The sequence below is a fragment of the Parageobacillus caldoxylosilyticus NBRC 107762 genome (assembly GCF_000632715.1).
Lineage (GTDB): Bacteria > Bacillota > Bacilli > Bacillales > Anoxybacillaceae > Saccharococcus > Saccharococcus caldoxylosilyticus.
Genome location: NZ_BAWO01000043.1, coordinates 22440 through 40326, shown reverse-complemented (window position 1 = coordinate 40326; position 17887 = coordinate 22440). Strand labels below are relative to the sequence as shown.

Genomic DNA, 17887 nt, shown 5'->3' with positions numbered 1-17887 from the left:
TTAGCCTTATGAGTGGGAGGGACTATCCCTAATACCACATCACGGACTTAAGGAGGTGTGTCTCGTGGCAAAAAAAGTTGTAAAAGTCGTCAAACTGCAAATTCCTGCGGGGAAAGCGAATCCGGCACCGCCAGTTGGTCCTGCATTAGGTCAAGCCGGTGTTAATATTATGGCGTTTTGTAAAGAGTTCAATGCTCGCACAGCTGACCAAGCGGGTTTGATTATTCCAGTTGAAATTACGGTGTTTGAGGACCGTTCATTTACATTTATTACAAAAACTCCGCCAGCTGCAGTGTTGCTGAAAAAAGCGGCCGGCATTGAATCCGGTTCTGGTGAACCAAACCGTAACAAAGTAGCGACAATCAAACGCGACAAAGTGCGTGAAATTGCAGAAATGAAAATGCCGGATTTAAACGCAGCAAGCATTGAGGCTGCGATGCGCATGGTTGAAGGTACAGCCCGCAGCATGGGCATTGTTATCGAAGACTAATGTGCATAGTGTTGGCTGAGGAGGTTGCGACTACAAGGAGTGATCCTTTTCGCAACCTTTATTCGTGGGAGGTTATTCCGCTAAAACCACAATGAGGAGGAATTATGTATGCCAAAAAGAGGAAAGAAATACTTAGAAGCATTGAAACTTGTAGACCGCTTTAAAGCGTATCCAATCGCAGAAGCGATTGAACTGGTGAAAAAAACGAACATTGCTAAATTTGATGCTACGGTGGAAGTTGCGTTCCGTTTAGGCGTGGACCCGAAAAAAGCGGACCAACAAATTCGCGGCGCGGTTGTATTGCCTCATGGTACAGGGAAAGTACAGCGCGTATTAGTATTCGCTAAAGGGGAAAAAGCGAAAGAAGCGGAAGCAGCTGGCGCCGACTACGTTGGCGATACAGAATATATCAACAAAATCCAACAAGGTTGGTTTGATTTTGATGTCGTTGTCGCAACACCTGACATGATGGGTGAAGTTGGTAAACTGGGACGTATTTTAGGTCCAAAAGGATTAATGCCAAACCCGAAAACTGGCACCGTTACATTTGATGTCGCGAAAGCGGTGCAAGAAATTAAAGCTGGTAAAGTCGAATATCGCGTTGACAAAGCCGGCAACATCCACGTGCCGATCGGCAAAGTGTCGTTTGACAACGAAAAACTGGTAGAAAACTTCGCTACGATTTACGAAGCGATTTTAAAAGCAAAACCAGCCGCTGCAAAAGGTACGTACGTGAAAAATGTAACGGTTACTTCGACGATGGGGCCTGGCATCAAAGTAGACCCATCTACAGTAGCGGTAGCACAATAAAATATTGACTTCTTTCCATCCTTTTAGTAAAATGTCTTTTGTATGAAAAAATGAATATCATTTGTACCGTAGACAGTAGGTGCTCTTAGGAGCTTAATTTCCTACCGAGGTATTTGTGCGATAGAAAAACGCGTTCAAGGCCGTTTTGCGCGTTTTGCGATACCTCCATGTCTACGTGGCATGGAGGTTTTTTACTGATGCGGTATAAGTGGTGTTTTCATTTTATCTTCTACAGGAGGTGTAAAAATGAGCAGCGCGATCGAACTCAAAAAACAAATTGTAGCAGAGATAGCTGAAAAATTCCGCGCCAGCAAATCTACGGTTATCGTAGACTACCGCGGCTTAAACGTAGCGGAAATTACAGAGCTCCGCAAGCAGCTCCGCGAAGCGGGCGTTGAGTTCAAAGTGTATAAAAACACATTAACCCGCCGCGCGCTGGCGGAAGTTGGATTAGAAGGATTAAGCGACGTATTTACTGGACCAAATGCGATTGCATTTAGCAATGAAGATGTCGTAGCGCCTGCAAAAATTTTAAGTGAATTTGCCAAAGACCATGAAGCACTTGAAATTAAAGCAGGTGTCATTGAAGGCAACATTGCAACGCTGGAAGAAATCAATGCGCTTGCAAAACTTCCTTCCCGCGAAGGCTTGCTTTCTATGTTGCTTAGCGTTCTTCAGGCTCCAATTCGCAACTTTGCGCTTGTTACAAAAGCGGTTGCGGATAAAAAAGAAGAGCAAGGCGCATAATCTCGCATCCATATATGCATAAAATTATAAATTAAGGAGGAACTGACAATGACAAAAGAACAAATCATTGAAGCGGTTAAAAATATGACAGTATTAGAATTAAATGAATTAGTAAAAGCAATTGAAGAAGAGTTCGGCGTAACTGTTGCTGCTCCTGTAGTGGTTGCTGGCGGCGCTGCTGCTGGCGGCGAAGCTGCTGCTGAAAAAACAGAATTCGATGTTATTCTTGCTGATGCTGGTGCGCAAAAAATTAAAGTTATCAAAGTTGTTCGCGAAATCACTGGTCTTGGCTTAAAAGAAGCAAAAGACTTAGTTGATAACACTCCAAAACCAATTAAAGAAGGCGTTTCGAAAGAAGAAGCAGAAGAAATCAAAGCAAAACTTGAAGAAGTTGGCGCTAGCGTAGAAGTAAAATAATTGCTGTTTACAAGAAAAGCCCGCTGAAACCAGCGGGCTTTTTTACTGCAAAAATGGGTATGATGGAAGATAGATGGGCAAAAGAAAGGTGATGAAATTGAGCGAACATTATTATTCTTCCAACCCGTCATCGGAAAGCCGTCCTCATACGTGGACGTTTGTATTACGGGGCAATAAGTTCGTATTTACCACGGACAGCGGCGTATTTTCCAAACGGGAAGTCGATTTTGGCACGCGGCTGTTGATTGAAACGTTTATGGAACCGGATATAGAGGGCGGTTTTTTGGATATTGGCTGCGGATATGGTCCGATCGGCTTGGCGGTTGCAAAGTCCTTTCCACACCGCCATGTAGACATGGTGGATATTAACAAGCGCGCGATCGAGTTGGCTATAGAAAATAAACAGGCCAACGATATTAAAAATGTAACGATTTATGAAAGTGATTTATTTGCGCAAGTAGGCGATAAAAAATTTGCTGCGATTTTAACCAATCCGCCGATTCGTGCCGGGAAACGCGTTGTTCACGCCATTTTTGAACAAAGCGCTGACCATCTTTACGAAAATGGGGAGCTGTGGGTTGTCATTCAAAAAAAGCAAGGGGCGCCGTCTGCGTTAAAAAAATTGGAAGAAGTGTTTTCACACGCAGAAGTGGTAGCGAAGAAAAAAGGATATTATATCATAAAGGCGAAAAAATGTTGACAGTGTTTTTGGGTTGTGATAACATTATACAATGCTAAATGTGTACATTTCCCTAGTAGGATGGTACGTATAATTTTGGTGATAATGGAAAAAATGATAAAATCAATAAACAGGTGAAAATATGGTTTTCTATGATAGAAACCATTTTCTTTTTTTCTCCATGAAAAGCATGGCTCCATGTTTACCTTCCAATTTGATTAATGTTTACATTTGAGGGGTGAATCACTTGACAGGCCGACTAGTTCAATATGGACGACACCGCCAACGGAGAAGTTACGCGCGCATTAGTGAAGTGCTCGAATTGCCGAATCTTATTGAGATTCAAACTTCCTCTTACAAATGGTTTCTTGATGAAGGATTGCGGGAAATGTTCCGCGAAATTTCCCCGATCGAAGACTTTTCCGGTAATCTTTCTCTTGAATTTATTGATTATAGTTTAGGGGAGCCGAAATATACGGTAGAAGAAGCGAAAGAACGCGATGTTACATATGCTGCGCCGCTTCGCGTAAAAGTCCGTTTAATTAACAAAGAGACAGGTGAAGTAAAGGAACAAGATGTGTTTATGGGTGATTTCCCGTTAATGACAGAAACAGGGACGTTTATCATTAACGGGGCAGAGCGGGTTATTGTATCCCAGCTTGTCCGCTCTCCGAGCGTGTACTACAGCGACAAAGTGGATAAAAACGGAAAACGAGGCTATTCAGCGACCGTGATTCCGAATCGCGGCGCCTGGCTAGAATACGAAACTGACGCCAAAGATGTTGTATATGTTCGCATTGATCGCACACGTAAACTGCCAGTTACGGTGCTTCTTCGTGCGCTCGGGTTTGGTTCCGATCAAGAAATTATTGATTTGATCGGCGACAATGAGTATTTGCGCAACACGCTTGAAAAAGATAATACGGATAGCACCGAAAAAGCGCTCATTGAAATTTACGAGCGCCTGCGCCCAGGCGAACCGCCGACGATTGAAAACGCGAAAAACTTGTTAATCTCTCGCTTTTTTGATCCGAAACGCTATGATTTAGCAAGCGTCGGACGTTATAAAATTAATAAAAAGCTCCATATTAAAAACCGCCTGTTTAACCAACGTCTTGCCGAAACATTAATCGATCCGGAAACAGGCGAGATTATTGCCGAAAAAGGAGCAATCATTGACCGCAGAATGTTAAATCGTTTGCTGCCATACCTTGAAAAAGGCATTGGCTTGCAAACTTATAAACCTAACGGGGGCGTAGTAGACGAGCCGATTTCTGTGCAGTCGATTAAAATTTACTCGCCAAATGACCCGGACAACGAAAAAGTGATCAACGTCATCAGCAACGGCTATATTGCTGAAGATGTCAAACATATTACTCCAGCGGATATTATCGCTTCCATTAGCTATTTCTTTAACTTGCTGCATGGGGTTGGCGATACGGACGATATCGACCATTTAGGAAACCGTCGTCTTCGTTCGGTCGGTGAATTGTTGCAAAACCAATTCCGCATCGGTTTATCTCGTATGGAGCGGGTTGTTCGCGAGCGTATGTCCATTCAAGATACAAACACGATTACACCGCAGCAATTGATCAACATTCGGCCGGTCATCGCTGCGATTAAAGAGTTTTTCGGAAGCTCGCAGCTTTCGCAATTTATGGACCAAACGAACCCGCTTGCCGAATTAACGCATAAGCGCCGTCTTTCGGCGTTAGGACCAGGTGGGCTGACGCGGGAGCGCGCAGGGTTTGAGGTGCGCGACGTTCACTACTCCCACTATGGACGGATGTGTCCGATTGAAACCCCTGAGGGTCCAAACATTGGATTAATTAACTCGTTATCGACTTATGCGAAAGTCAATAAATTCGGTTTCATTGAAACGCCGTATCGGCGCGTCGACCCGGAAACAGGAAGAGTAACCGATCAAATTGATTACTTAACGGCAGACGAAGAGGACAACTATGTTGTGGCTCAGGCGAACGTCCCGCTTGCGGAAGATGGAACGTTCTTAGAAGAAAATGTTGTCGCACGTTTCCGCGGGGAAAACATTGTCGTCAAACGCGACCGCGTTGACTATATGGACGTGTCGCCAAAGCAAGTTGTATCGGCAGCGACGGCGTGCATCCCGTTCTTAGAAAACGACGACTCGAACCGCGCGCTTATGGGTGCGAACATGCAGCGTCAAGCAGTTCCGCTGTTAGAGCCGGAAGCGCCAATTGTCGGTACAGGAATGGAATATGTATCGGCGAAGGACTCCGGTGCCGCTGTTATTTGTAAACATCGCGGTATTGTCGAACGGGTAGAGGCCAAAGAAATTTGGGTTCGCCGTCTCATTGAAGTAGACGGAAAGGAAGTAAAAGGAGACCTTGACAAATATCGTCTGTTGAAATTTGTCCGCTCGAACCAAGGAACTTGCTACAATCAGCGTCCGATTGTGAAAAAAGGTGACATTGTTGAAAAAGGTGAAATTTTAGCAGACGGTCCGTCGATGGACAAAGGTGAGCTTGCGCTTGGCCGAAACGTGCTTGTCGCCTTTATGACTTGGGACGGCTATAACTACGAAGACGCAATTATTATGAGCGAACGCCTCGTCAAAGAGGACGTATATACATCGATCCATATCGAGGAGTATGAAGCGGAATCCCGCGATACGAAACTTGGTCCAGAGGAAATTACGCGCGATATTCCAAACGTCGGGGAGGATGCGCTAAAGAATTTAGATGAGCGCGGAATTGTCCGCATCGGTGCGGAAGTAAAAGACGGCGATTTGCTCGTTGGTAAAGTAACACCAAAAGGAATGACGGAGCTTACAGCCGAAGAACGGTTGTTGCACGCCATCTTCGGGGAAAAAGCACGCGAGGTGCGCGATACATCGCTGCGCGTTCCGCATGGCGGCGGCGGTATTGTGCTCGATGTGAAAGTATTTAACCGCGAAGACGGCGATGAGCTTCCGCCTGGCGTCAATCAGCTTGTCCGCGTCTATATTGTGCAAAAACGGAAAATTTCCGAAGGCGATAAAATGGCAGGCCGCCACGGAAACAAAGGGGTTATTTCCCGCATCTTGCCGGAAGAAGATATGCCGTTCTTGCCGGATGGCACACCGATTGATATTATGTTAAACCCGTTAGGCGTTCCGTCGCGGATGAACATCGGGCAAGTGTTTGAGCTGCATCTTGGGATGGCCGCGAAAAAACTCGGTCTTCATATTGCGTCGCCGGTATTTGACGGCGCTACAGAAGAAGATGTGTGGAATATACTGGAAGAAGCAGGGATGCCGCGTGATGCAAAAACGGTTCTATACGATGGCAGAACGGGAGAACCGTTTGACAACCGCGTATCGGTCGGCATTATGTATATGATTAAGCTGGCGCACATGGTTGACGATAAGCTTCATGCTCGCTCAACGGGACCGTACTCGCTTGTTACGCAGCAACCGCTCGGTGGGAAAGCGCAATTTGGCGGACAACGTTTCGGCGAAATGGAAGTATGGGCGCTCGAAGCTTACGGTGCTGCGTATACATTGCAAGAAATACTTACCGTCAAATCGGACGATGTGGTTGGTCGCGTGAAGACATACGAAGCAATTGTCAAAGGGGAAAACATACCGGAGCCAGGTGTGCCGGAGTCGTTTAAAGTTTTAATTAAAGAGCTGCAAAGCTTAGGCATGGATGTGACGATTTTAACGAGCGATGAACAAGAAGTTAATATGGAAAACTTCGATGAGGACGAAGACCATGCTGCCGATGCGATTGTTTCGGAAGTGAAACCGGCAGAAAAGGAAAAAGCAGCTGAAAAAGACGCCGTCACGAAAGAATAAGCTTAACCGATAGTGATGGGGGAATATTCCTCCATCACTATCAAGGTGTTATCCAACAAACAAACAAGCAATTGAGGCAAAACCGATGGATAAAGAGGGAGGTATACCCCTTGCTAGATGTAAATAAATTTGAGTACATGAAAATCGGGCTCGCTTCACCGGAGAAAATCCGCTCCTGGTCGTATGGTGAAGTAAAAAAACCGGAAACGATTAACTATCGTACATTGAAGCCGGAAAAAGACGGATTGTTTTGCGAGCGCATTTTCGGGCCGACTAAAGACTGGGAATGCCATTGCGGAAAATATAAGCGCGTACGTTATAAAGGTGTTGTCTGCGACCGCTGCGGTGTCGAAGTTACTCGCTCGAAAGTCCGCCGTGAACGGATGGGTCATATTGAACTAGCCGCTCCTGTTTCACATATTTGGTATTTTAAAGGCATCCCAAGCCGTATGGGGCTTGTGTTGGATATGTCGCCGCGTGCGTTAGAGGAAGTGATTTATTTCGCTTCCTACGTGGTGACGGACCCAGGCGATACACCTTTAGAGAAAAAACAGTTGCTTTCCGAGAAAGAATATCGCGCCTATCGCGAAAAATACGGGCAATCGTTCCAAGCTTCCATGGGGGCGGAAGCCATTAAAAAGCTTCTCCAAGATATTGATTTAGATAAAGAAGTAGCGACGTTAAAAGAAGAGCTGAAAACGGCGCAAGGACAGCGTCGTGCTCGTATTATCAAGCGCTTGGAAGTGCTAGAGGCGTTCCGCAACTCAGGCAACGATCCTGCTTGGATGGTGCTTGATGTGCTGCCGGTTATCCCGCCTGAATTGCGGCCAATGGTGCAATTAGACGGCGGACGCTTTGCGACATCGGACTTGAACGATTTGTACCGCCGCGTAATTAACCGAAATAACCGCTTAAAACGTTTATTGGATCTTGGCGCACCAAATATTATCGTGCAAAACGAAAAACGGATGTTGCAAGAAGCCGTTGATGCGCTGATTGACAATGGTCGCCGCGGCCGCCCGGTAACAGGACCTGGCAACCGCCCATTAAAATCATTGTCCCATATGTTAAAAGGGAAACAAGGACGTTTCCGGCAAAACTTGCTCGGTAAGCGCGTCGACTATTCCGGCCGTTCTGTTATTGTTGTCGGTCCAAACTTAAAAATGTATCAATGCGGCTTGCCAAAAGAAATGGCGCTCGAACTCTTTAAGCCGTTTGTTATGAAAGAACTGGTAGAACGCGGATTGGCGCATAATATTAAAAGCGCGAAACGGAAAATTGAGCGCGTGCATCCAGAAGTATGGGACGTATTAGAAGATGTCATTAAAGAGCATCCAGTGCTTTTGAACCGTGCTCCGACGCTTCACCGTTTAGGCATTCAAGCGTTTGAACCAACGCTTGTCGAAGGCCGCGCGATTCGCTTGCATCCGCTTGTATGTACCGCGTATAACGCGGACTTTGACGGAGACCAAATGGCGGTTCACGTTCCGCTCTCGGCGGAAGCACAGGCGGAAGCGCGCTTGCTCATGCTGGCTGCGCAAAATATTTTGAACCCGAAAGACGGAAAGCCAGTTGTTACGCCTTCGCAAGACATGGTTTTAGGAAACTATTATTTAACGATGGAACGCGAAGGGGCCATCGGTGAAGGCATGGTATTTAAAGATACGGATGAGGCGTTGCTTGCCTATCATAATGGATATGTTCATTTACATTCGCGCATCGCTGTTCATGCCGGCTCATTGAAAAACGAAACGTTCACCGAAGAGCAAAACAACAAATTATTGCTCACTACCGTTGGCAAATTGATTTTCAACGAAATTTTGCCAAACTCGTTCCCTTACATTAATGAGCCGACAACAGAAAACATTGAGGGACGGACGCCGGATAAATATTTCCTTGATAAAGGCGTAAATGTGAAAGAAGAGATTCGCAAACGCGAACTTGTGCCGCCGTTTAAGAAAAAAGTGCTTGGACAAATTATCGCGGAAGTATTCAAGCGGTTTAAAATTACGGAAACGTCGAAGATGCTTGACCGCATGAAAGATTTAGGTTTCCAATATTCGACGAAAGCCGGCATTACGATCGGCGTCGCTGATATCGTAGTATTGCCGGAAAAACAAGAAATTCTTGACGAAGCGCAGGCGAAAGTCGATACCGTATTGAAACAGTTCCGCCGCGGTTTAATTACCGATGAAGAGCGCTATGAACGTGTCATTTCGATTTGGAGCGCGGCGAAAGACAAAATTCAAGACAGACTAATGAAATCGTTGGATAAACGCAACCCGATCTTTATGATGAGTGATTCTGGAGCGCGCGGTAACGCTTCGAACTTTACGCAGCTTGCCGGAATGCGCGGTCTCATGGCCAACCCGGCAGGACGCATTATTGAGTTGCCGATCAAGTCGTCGTTCCGTGAAGGCTTAACGGTATTGGAATACTTTATTTCTACGCACGGGGCGCGCAAAGGACTGGCGGATACGGCTCTAAAAACAGCGGACTCTGGTTATCTCACAAGACGTCTTGTCGACGTGGCGCAAGATGTGATTGTGCGTGAAGAAGATTGTGGTACAGACCGCGGTATTCTTGCAAGAGCGTTAACAGACGGCACAGAAGTGATCGTCAAATTAGAAGAGCGCCTTGTCGGCCGCTATGCGCAAAAAACGGTGAAACATCCGGAAACAGGCGAAATACTCGTTCGTAAAGATGAAATGATCACCGAAGATATTGCGAACGAGATCATTAAAGCGGGGATTACAGAGGTATGGATTCGTTCTGCCTTTACATGCAATACGCGGCATGGCGTATGTAAAAAATGCTATGGCCGCAACTTGGCGACAGGCGCCGATGTCGAAGTCGGCGAAGCGGTCGGTATTATCGCGGCCCAGTCGATCGGGGAGCCTGGTACGCAGCTGACGATGCGTACGTTCCATACAGGCGGTGTTGCCGGCGACGACATCACCCAAGGTTTGCCACGGGTACAAGAGCTGTTTGAAGCGCGTAATCCGAAAGGGCAAGCTGTCATTTCGGAAATTGACGGCGTTGTTGTTTCCATTAGCGAAACGCGTGATCATCAATATGAAATTGTTGTCAAAGGTGAGGTTGAAACGCGTTCATATGTTGCCCCTTACAACGCAAGACTAAAAGTCGAAGAAGGGCAGCAAGTAGAGAGAGGTCAAGAGCTGACCGAAGGCTCGATCGATCCAAAACAGCTGTTAAGAGTCCGCGACATTACATCGGTTCAAGAATACTTGCTGCGTGAAGTACAGAAAGTATACCGGATGCAAGGGGTAGAAATTAGCGACAAACATATTGAAGTGATGGTTCGGCAAATGCTGCGCAAAGTGCGTGTCATTGATGCAGGGGACACGGATGTGCTTCCAGGAACGCTGCTGGATGTGCATCAATTTACAGACGTCAATGAAAAAGCGCTTCTGGAAGGAAAACGCCCGGCGACCGCACGTCCGGTGCTGCTTGGTATTACAAAAGCATCGCTTGAAACAGATTCGTTCTTATCGGCTGCATCGTTCCAAGAAACAACGCGCGTGTTGACCGATGCGGCGATTAAAGGAAAACGCGATGAATTGCTCGGCTTAAAAGAAAACGTCATTATCGGTAAGCTTGTTCCAGCCGGAACAGGAATGGCTCGCTATCGTAAAGTCAAGCCGGTAGTGAAGAAAGAAACGGAAAGCGATGCTGTTACATCCAAATAAATCTCTCGGTGCCAGCAAAGGAGAACCCTCCTTTGCTGGCAATAAATTAAATGGATTGAAAATATAGTTGACAATGTCTTGCAAAAATGATAGTATATCAAAGGTGTTCCAAAAACCTGGTACTTTGGAGGATATGTTACATGTCTTATGAAAAAGTATTACAGGCTGGAAAGATTGTCGTTGGAACGAAACAAACAGTAAGAGCTCTGAAAGAAGGAAAAGCGCTCGAAGTCATCGTTGCCGAAGATGCTGATCCATCCATTGTTGATAAGGTGATGGAAGCAGCAAAAGAGGCTAATGTTCCTGTTACGAAAGTAGATTCGATGAAAAAGCTTGGCAAAGCGTGCAAAATTCAAGTAGGAGCAGCTGCTGTCGCGATTCTTCGGTAAAAACCATTTCGGTTTTTATCTTAAAAACCTTGTTTGTATAAATAATGAACCACCTGGATATGTGGGCTTAAGTTTATATGTGAAAGGAGGACAATTTAACATGCCTACAATTAACCAATTAGTCCGTAAAGGGCGCGAGAAAAAAGTAGTAAAATCCAAATCTCCTGCGTTAAATAAAGGATACAACAGCTTTAAAAAAGTGCAAACAAACGTTCCTTCACCACAAAAACGCGGTGTTTGTACACGTGTTGGTACGATGACTCCGAAAAAGCCAAACTCTGCGCTTCGTAAATATGCGCGTGTTCGTTTATCGAACGGTATCGAGGTAACAGCTTACATCCCTGGTATCGGCCATAACTTACAAGAACACAGCGTCGTATTAATTCGTGGCGGACGTGTAAAAGACTTGCCAGGGGTACGTTATCACATCATTCGTGGCGCCCTAGATACAGCAGGTGTGGCAAACCGCATGCAAGGGCGTTCGAAATACGGTGCGAAAAAACCAAAAGAATCGAAAAAATAATAAAGTAAATCGGATTTTTTACTGAAAGGAGGAAAAACTATGCCACGTAGAGGTCCAGTTGCAAAACGAGACGTACTACCAGACCCAATTTACAATTCGAAACTAGTAACCCGTCTAATCAATAAAATTATGGTGGACGGAAAAAAATCAAAAGCACAAAAAATTCTTTACACGGCATTTGATATTATCCGTGAACGTACGGGTAAAGATCCTATGGAAGTATTTGAACAAGCATTAAAAAATGTTATGCCTGTTTTGGAGGTTCGCGCACGCCGCGTCGGTGGGGCAAACTACCAAGTTCCTGTTGAGGTTCGCCCGGATCGCCGTGTGTCGTTGGGGCTTCGCTGGTTAGTGCAATATGCTCGTCTCCGCGGCGAAAAAACGATGGAAGAGCGCCTTGCGAATGAAATTATGGATGCGGCCAACAACACCGGTGCAGCGGTGAAAAAACGCGAAGATACGCACAAAATGGCGGAAGCAAACAAAGCGTTTGCACATTATCGTTGGTAATGATCAGTTAAAGATCTTTATTAGGGAAATAGGTGATGGTGGCAAAATCAGCTTGCCGCCTATACCTATATTCCTATGATTTTGCATTGTTTTAATTGTTTTATATGAGCGTGATTATTATACATGATACTTATTTGAAGGAAGGAGAAAATAACCACCATGGCAAGAGAGTTCTCCTTGGAAAACACTCGTAACATTGGGATTATGGCGCACATTGACGCCGGTAAGACAACAACAACAGAGCGTATCTTGTTCTACACAGGACGCGTTCATAAGATTGGTGAAGTCCATGAAGGCGCGGCCACAATGGACTGGATGGAACAAGAGCAAGAGCGCGGGATTACGATTACGTCTGCGGCGACAACAGCGCAATGGAAAGGTCATCGCATCAATATTATCGACACGCCAGGGCACGTAGACTTTACGGTAGAGGTAGAGCGTTCCCTTCGCGTGCTTGACGGTGCGATTACTGTTCTTGACGCGCAATCCGGTGTAGAACCGCAAACGGAAACAGTCTGGCGCCAAGCGACTACATACGGGGTTCCACGTATTGTATTCGTCAACAAAATGGACAAAATTGGCGCAGATTTCCTATATTCTGTAAAAACGCTTCATGACCGCTTGCAAGCAAACGCGCATCCAGTGCAATTGCCAATCGGTGCGGAAGACCAATTCTCCGGCATTATTGACCTTGTCGAAATGTGCGCGTACCATTACCATGATGAACTTGGCAAAAATATTGAACGCATTGAAATTCCGGAAGAATACCGTGATATGGCGGAAGAATACCACAACAAGCTTATTGAAGCAGTTGCAGAATTAGATGAAGAACTGATGATGAAATATTTAGAAGGGGAAGAAATTACAACAGAAGAATTGAAAGCAGCGATTCGCAAAGCAACGATCAGCGTAGAATTCTTCCCTGTATTCTGCGGCTCCGCATTTAAAAACAAAGGTGTTCAATTGCTGTTAGATGGAGTCGTAGATTATTTGCCATCTCCAGTTGATATTCCGCCAATCAAAGGGGTTGTACCGGATACGGAAGAAGAAGTTGTTCGTGAAGCAAGAGACGATGCTCCATTCGCAGCGTTGGCATTTAAAATTATGACAGACCCTTATGTTGGTAAATTAACGTTCTTCCGCGTGTACTCTGGTACGCTTGATTCTGGTTCATATGTCATGAACTCGACAAAACGCAAACGCGAACGTATCGGTCGTCTCCTACAAATGCATGCGAACCACCGTCAGGAAATTTCGAAAGTATATGCCGGTGACATCGCGGCAGCTGTAGGTTTAAAAGATACAACAACAGGCGATACTCTATGTGATGAAAAGAACCTTGTTGTATTAGAATCAATGGAATTCCCTGAACCAGTTATTAACGTAGCCATTGAGCCAAAATCAAAAGCAGACCAAGATAAAATGAGCCAAGCATTGCAAAAGTTACAAGAAGAAGACCCAACATTCCGTGCTTGGACAGATCCGGAAACTGGCCAAACGATCATTGCTGGTATGGGTGAGCTTCACCTAGACATCATCGTTGACCGTATGCGCCGTGAATTTAAAGTGGAAGCGAATGTTGGCGCTCCACAAGTTGCATACCGCGAAACATTCCGCAAATCGGCGCAAGTGGAAGGGAAATTCATCCGTCAATCCGGTGGTCGCGGTCAATACGGTCACGTTTGGATTGAATTCTCGCCAAACGAACGCGGAAAAGGGTTCGAATTCGAAAACGCGATTGTCGGTGGGGTTGTTCCGAAAGAATATATACCGGCAGTCCAAGCAGGTCTTGAAGAAGCAATGCAAAACGGGGTTCTTGCCGGATATCCAGTGGTCGACATCAAAGCGAAACTATTTGATGGTTCTTACCATGATGTCGACTCGAGTGAAATGGCGTTCAAAATCGCAGCTTCTTTAGCATTGAAAAACGCTGCGACTAAATGTGACCCTGTGTTGCTTGAGCCAATCATGAAAGTCGAAGTAATTATTCCAGAAGAATATCTTGGCGATATTATGGGCGACATCACTTCCCGCCGCGGACGCGTCGAAGGAATGGAAGCCCGCGGTAATGCACAAGTCGTCCGCGCGATGGTTCCGCTTGCGGAAATGTTTGGATACGCTACTTCGTTGCGTTCTAATACACAAGGACGCGGAACGTTCACGATGGTATTTGACCACTATGAAGAAGTTCCGAAAAACATTGCAGACGAAATCATCAAAAAAAATAAAGGTGAATAATTGATTTCTCTGCATAGTTTCGCTATAAATACTTATGTAAGACTTGGGAATCAATACAATCTGTATTGGTTCCCAGGCATCCTATATTTATATAAACCATTAAAATTATATTCTAATTTTAAGGAGGATATTTCTCATGGCTAAAGCGAAATTCGAACGTACGAAACCACACGTCAACATTGGTACTATCGGCCACGTTGACCACGGTAAAACGACGTTAACTGCTGCGATTACAACGGTTCTCGCTAAACAAGGTAAAGCAGAAGCAAAAGCGTATGACCAAATCGACGCAGCTCCAGAAGAACGTGAACGTGGTATCACAATCTCTACTGCACACGTTGAGTATGAAACTGACAAACGCCACTATGCACACGTTGACTGCCCTGGACACGCGGACTACGTGAAAAACATGATCACAGGTGCAGCGCAAATGGACGGCGCGATCCTTGTTGTATCTGCAGCTGACGGTCCAATGCCACAAACTCGCGAACACATTCTTCTTTCTCGCCAAGTAGGTGTACCATACATCGTCGTATTCTTGAACAAATGCGACATGGTAGACGACGAAGAATTATTAGAACTAGTTGAAATGGAAGTTCGTGATCTATTATCTGAATATGACTTCCCTGGCGATGAAGTGCCTGTTATCAAAGGTTCTGCATTAAAAGCGCTTGAAGGCGATCCGCAATGGGAAGAAAAAATTGTTGAATTGATGAATGCAGTTGACGAATACATTCCAACTCCACAACGTGAAATTGACAAACCATTCATGATGCCAATTGAAGACGTATTCTCGATCACTGGTCGTGGTACGGTAGCAACTGGCCGTGTAGAACGCGGTACGCTAAAAGTTGGTGACGCAGTAGAAATCGTTGGTCTTTCTGACGAGCCAAAATCTACAACAGTTACTGGTGTAGAAATGTTCCGCAAACTTCTTGACCAAGCAGAAGCTGGTGACAACATCGGTGCGCTTCTTCGCGGTATTTCCCGTGACGAAGTAGAACGCGGTCAAGTACTTGCGAAACCAGGTTCTATCACACCACATACAAAATTTAAAGCGCAAGTTTACGTTTTAACAAAAGAAGAAGGTGGACGTCATACTCCATTCTTCTCTAACTATCGTCCACAATTCTACTTCCGCACAACAGACGTAACAGGCATCATCACGCTTCCAGAAGGCGTAGAAATGGTTATGCCTGGCGACAACGTTGAAATGACAGTAGAATTAATCGCGCCAATCGCGATCGAAGAAGGTACAAAATTCTCAATCCGTGAAGGTGGACGTACAGTAGGCGCAGGTTCTGTATCTGAAATCATTGAGTAATATACTTGCGCTTCTGTGGCAGAAAAACAAGCAGGTTTGCCTTGTGCAAACCTGCTTGTTTTTTTATGCAATTTTTCGGCAGGTTGAAAATGGACATTTAGCTATGTATAATTAAGAAGTGCGCAGAAAAACGAAGAAATAGCTTGCAATCCCGTTTACATATCTGTATAATATCAAATGTTGGTCTTTGACTGCGATGAAGTGGAAGGTTGCTGACACACCCGGTCGCTTTGCCATGGCGAGTGTGCAGGAAATTTCCATGGAGAATGTCTATTTTGAAAATAGGCGAAGAAGGAGGGAAAACAATGGCAAAAGAAAAAATTCGTATCCGTTTAAAAGCTTACGATCATCGAATTCTTGATCAATCTGCGGAGAAAATCGTAGAAACAGCAAAACGTTCCGGCGCAAAAGTATCCGGTCCGATTCCGTTACCAACGGAAAGAACTGTTTATACGATTTTACGCGCTGTTCACAAGTACAAAGATTCTCGTGAACAATTCGAAATGCGTACACATAAACGCTTGATCGATATCGTAAACCCTACTCCACAAACAGTAGATTCATTAATGCGCCTTGATTTGCCATCTGGCGTTGATATTGAAATTAAACTTTAATTAAGCAGGAGGTGTGACGAATGACCAAAGGAATCTTAGGGAGAAAAATCGGTATGACGCAAGTATTCGCAGAAAATGGCGATTTAATTCCTGTAACCGTCATTGAAGCAACTCCAAACGTGGTATTGCAAAAGAAAACGATTGAAAAGGACGGTTATGAGGCGATCCAATTAGGTTTTGAGGATTTAAGCGAAAAACGCGCCAATAAGCCGCAAATCGGCCACGCTGCGAAAGCGAATACTGCACCTAAGCGCTTCATCCGCGAAATCCGCGGCGCAAATGTCGATGAATACGAAGTTGGTCAGGAAGTCAAAGTAGATATTTTTTCTGAAGGCGATATTGTCGATGTGACTGGAATTTCAAAAGGGAAAGGATTCCAAGGCGCGATCAAACGGCATGGTCAATCGCGCGGACCAATGGCACACGGTTCTCGCTATCATCGTCGTCCTGGTTCGATGGGTGCGATTGCTCCAAACCGCGTATTTAAATCGAAAGAATTGCCAGGCCGCATGGGTGGACAACGTGTAACGATCCAAAACTTGAAAATCGTGAAAGTGGATCCAGAACGCAACCTTCTTCTTATCAAAGGAAACGTACCTGGTCCAAGAAAAGGTTTAGTGATCGTAAAAAGCGCAGTAAAAGCGAAAGCAAAATAACATTTTGCTAGGAAAGGAGGAACTATCCAATGCCAAAAGTAGCATTGTATAACCAGAACGGAGAAACAATCGGTGAAATTGAACTGAACGATTCCGTTTTTGGTATTGAGCCAAATAAATATGTGTTATTCGAAGCGGTCATTATGCAACGCGCTTCGCTGCGTCAAGGAACGCATAAAACAAAAAATCGTTCGGAAGTAAGTGGCGGCGGCCGCAAACCATGGCGCCAAAAAGGAACAGGTCGCGCTCGTCAAGGTTCGATTCGCGCTCCACAATGGCGTGGTGGTGGTACAGTATTCGGCCCGGTTCCGCGCAGCTACAGCTATAAGCTGCCGAAAAAAGTCCGTCGCTTAGCAATTAAATCGGCATTATCTTCTAAAGTTCTTGAAAACAACATTGTTGTTTTAGACAGCTTAACATTAGAAGCGCCAAAAACAAAAGAAATGGTAAAAATCTTAAACAATCTCTCAGTTGATCGCAAAGCGCTGATTGTAACAGATGACGTCAATGAAAATGTTGCACTATCTGCGCGCAATATTCCAGGCGTTACTGTGGTTACAGCGAACGGCATTAACGTTCTTGATGTGTTAAACCATGATAAGCTTGTAATCACGAAAGCGGCCGTGGAGAAAGTAGAGGAGGTGCTTGCATAATGAAAGATCCTCGCGATATTATTAAGCGCCCCATCATCACGGAAAATACCATGAATTTAACAGCGCAAAAAAAATACACGTTTGAGGTAGATGTAAAAGCCAATAAAACCGAAGTAAAAGATGCTGTTGAAAAAATCTTTGGCGTAAAAGTAGCGAAAGTCAACATTATGAACTATAAAGGGAAATTTAAACGCGTTGGCCGTTACAGCGGTTATACAAACCGTCGCCGCAAAGCGATTGTAACGCTAACGCCAGACAGCAAAGAGATCGAACTGTTCGAAGTATAAAGTTTAAAAGCGAAGGAGGGAAA

General features: G+C 45.1%; 16 protein-coding genes and 1 other annotated feature. All 16 genes read left to right on the top strand.

What is annotated here, in order from left to right:
- Nucleotides 1–64: 64 nt before the first annotated feature.
- The gene (gene rplK / locus GCA01S_RS11545; protein ID WP_017434030.1) at nt 65–490 is read left to right on the top strand and encodes a 50S ribosomal protein L11; all 426 of its coding nucleotides are present in this window, start codon (nt 65–67) and stop codon (nt 488–490) included.
- 108 nt (nt 491–598) lie between these two features.
- Nucleotides 599–1300 (top strand): 50S ribosomal protein L1, encoded by a 702-nt coding sequence (gene rplA, locus GCA01S_RS11540; protein WP_017434029.1) that lies wholly within the window; start codon nt 599–601, stop codon nt 1298–1300.
- Nucleotides 1301–1348: 48 nt separating this feature from the next.
- Nucleotides 1349–1502: a sequence feature (ribosomal protein L10 leader region), on the top strand.
- A 44-nt stretch (nt 1503–1546) separates the two neighbouring features.
- Nucleotides 1547–2047 (top strand): 50S ribosomal protein L10, encoded by a 501-nt coding sequence (rplJ, locus tag GCA01S_RS11535; protein WP_017434028.1) that lies wholly within the window; start codon nt 1547–1549, stop codon nt 2045–2047.
- Between the two features lie 48 nt (nt 2048–2095).
- Nucleotides 2096–2464: a 50S ribosomal protein L7/L12 gene (gene rplL / locus GCA01S_RS11530; protein WP_042410127.1), complete on the top strand. Its 369-nt coding sequence runs from the start codon at nt 2096–2098 to the stop codon at nt 2462–2464.
- 97 nt (nt 2465–2561) lie between these two features.
- Nucleotides 2562–3164 (top strand): class I SAM-dependent methyltransferase, encoded by a 603-nt coding sequence (locus GCA01S_RS11525; RefSeq protein WP_042410148.1) that lies wholly within the window; start codon nt 2562–2564, stop codon nt 3162–3164.
- A 226-nt stretch (nt 3165–3390) separates the two neighbouring features.
- The gene (gene rpoB / locus GCA01S_RS11520; RefSeq protein WP_042410124.1) at nt 3391–6960 is read left to right on the top strand and encodes a DNA-directed RNA polymerase subunit beta; all 3570 of its coding nucleotides are present in this window, start codon (nt 3391–3393) and stop codon (nt 6958–6960) included.
- Between the two features lie 110 nt (nt 6961–7070).
- Nucleotides 7071–10670, top strand: coding sequence for a DNA-directed RNA polymerase subunit beta' (rpoC, locus tag GCA01S_RS11515; RefSeq protein ID WP_017434024.1), 3600 nt, complete (start codon nt 7071–7073; stop codon nt 10668–10670).
- Between the two features lie 140 nt (nt 10671–10810).
- Nucleotides 10811–11059 (top strand): 50S ribosomal protein L7ae-like protein, encoded by a 249-nt coding sequence (locus tag GCA01S_RS11510; protein ID WP_017434023.1) that lies wholly within the window; start codon nt 10811–10813, stop codon nt 11057–11059.
- 100 nt (nt 11060–11159) lie between these two features.
- Nucleotides 11160–11582 (top strand): 30S ribosomal protein S12, encoded by a 423-nt coding sequence (rpsL, locus tag GCA01S_RS11505; protein ID WP_017434022.1) that lies wholly within the window; start codon nt 11160–11162, stop codon nt 11580–11582.
- Between the two features lie 39 nt (nt 11583–11621).
- The gene (rpsG, locus tag GCA01S_RS11500; RefSeq protein ID WP_017434021.1) at nt 11622–12092 is read left to right on the top strand and encodes a 30S ribosomal protein S7; all 471 of its coding nucleotides are present in this window, start codon (nt 11622–11624) and stop codon (nt 12090–12092) included.
- 159 nt (nt 12093–12251) lie between these two features.
- A complete protein-coding gene (gene fusA / locus GCA01S_RS11495; RefSeq protein ID WP_017434019.1) occupies nt 12252–14330 on the top strand; it encodes an elongation factor G in 2079 nt (692 codons plus the stop codon).
- A 136-nt stretch (nt 14331–14466) separates the two neighbouring features.
- Nucleotides 14467–15654 (top strand): elongation factor Tu, encoded by a 1188-nt coding sequence (gene tuf / locus GCA01S_RS11490; protein WP_017434018.1) that lies wholly within the window; start codon nt 14467–14469, stop codon nt 15652–15654.
- Nucleotides 15655–15959: 305 nt separating this feature from the next.
- A complete protein-coding gene (gene rpsJ, locus GCA01S_RS11485; protein WP_003247558.1) occupies nt 15960–16268 on the top strand; it encodes a 30S ribosomal protein S10 in 309 nt (102 codons plus the stop codon).
- Nucleotides 16269–16288: 20 nt separating this feature from the next.
- Nucleotides 16289–16924 carry a 50S ribosomal protein L3 gene (rplC, locus tag GCA01S_RS11480; RefSeq protein WP_017434017.1) on the top strand — a complete coding sequence of 212 codons (636 nt, stop codon included), beginning with the start codon at nt 16289–16291 and terminating at the stop codon, nt 16922–16924.
- A gap of 29 nt (nt 16925–16953) precedes the next feature.
- On the top strand, nt 16954–17577 hold the full coding sequence (rplD, locus tag GCA01S_RS11475) for a 50S ribosomal protein L4 (RefSeq protein ID WP_017434016.1): 624 nt from the start codon (nt 16954–16956) through the stop codon (nt 17575–17577).
- On the top strand, nt 17577–17864 hold the full coding sequence (gene rplW, locus GCA01S_RS11470; RefSeq protein WP_017434015.1) for a 50S ribosomal protein L23: 288 nt from the start codon (nt 17577–17579) through the stop codon (nt 17862–17864). The genes rplD and rplW overlap by 1 nt, the downstream gene beginning before the upstream one ends.
- Nucleotides 17865–17887: the final 23 nt, after the last annotated feature.

What these genes read in the sequence shown, in the direction of transcription:
- rplA (WP_017434029.1), top strand. Translation starts at nt 599, where the DNA reads ATGCCAAAAAGAGGAAAGAAATACTTAGAAGCATTGAAACTTGTAGAC.
- rplJ (WP_017434028.1), top strand. Translation starts at nt 1,547, where the DNA reads ATGAGCAGCGCGATCGAACTCAAAAAACAAATTGTAGCAGAGATAGCT.
- rplL (WP_042410127.1), top strand. Translation starts at nt 2,096, where the DNA reads ATGACAAAAGAACAAATCATTGAAGCGGTTAAAAATATGACAGTATTA.
- GCA01S_RS11510 (WP_017434023.1), top strand. Translation starts at nt 10,811, where the DNA reads ATGTCTTATGAAAAAGTATTACAGGCTGGAAAGATTGTCGTTGGAACG.
- rpsL (WP_017434022.1), top strand. Translation starts at nt 11,160, where the DNA reads ATGCCTACAATTAACCAATTAGTCCGTAAAGGGCGCGAGAAAAAAGTA.
- rpsG (WP_017434021.1), top strand. Translation starts at nt 11,622, where the DNA reads ATGCCACGTAGAGGTCCAGTTGCAAAACGAGACGTACTACCAGACCCA.
- fusA (WP_017434019.1), top strand. Translation starts at nt 12,252, where the DNA reads ATGGCAAGAGAGTTCTCCTTGGAAAACACTCGTAACATTGGGATTATG.
- tuf (WP_017434018.1), top strand. Translation starts at nt 14,467, where the DNA reads ATGGCTAAAGCGAAATTCGAACGTACGAAACCACACGTCAACATTGGT.
- rpsJ (WP_003247558.1), top strand. Translation starts at nt 15,960, where the DNA reads ATGGCAAAAGAAAAAATTCGTATCCGTTTAAAAGCTTACGATCATCGA.
- rplC (WP_017434017.1), top strand. Translation starts at nt 16,289, where the DNA reads ATGACCAAAGGAATCTTAGGGAGAAAAATCGGTATGACGCAAGTATTC.
- rplD (WP_017434016.1), top strand. Translation starts at nt 16,954, where the DNA reads ATGCCAAAAGTAGCATTGTATAACCAGAACGGAGAAACAATCGGTGAA.
- rplW (WP_017434015.1), top strand. Translation starts at nt 17,577, where the DNA reads ATGAAAGATCCTCGCGATATTATTAAGCGCCCCATCATCACGGAAAAT.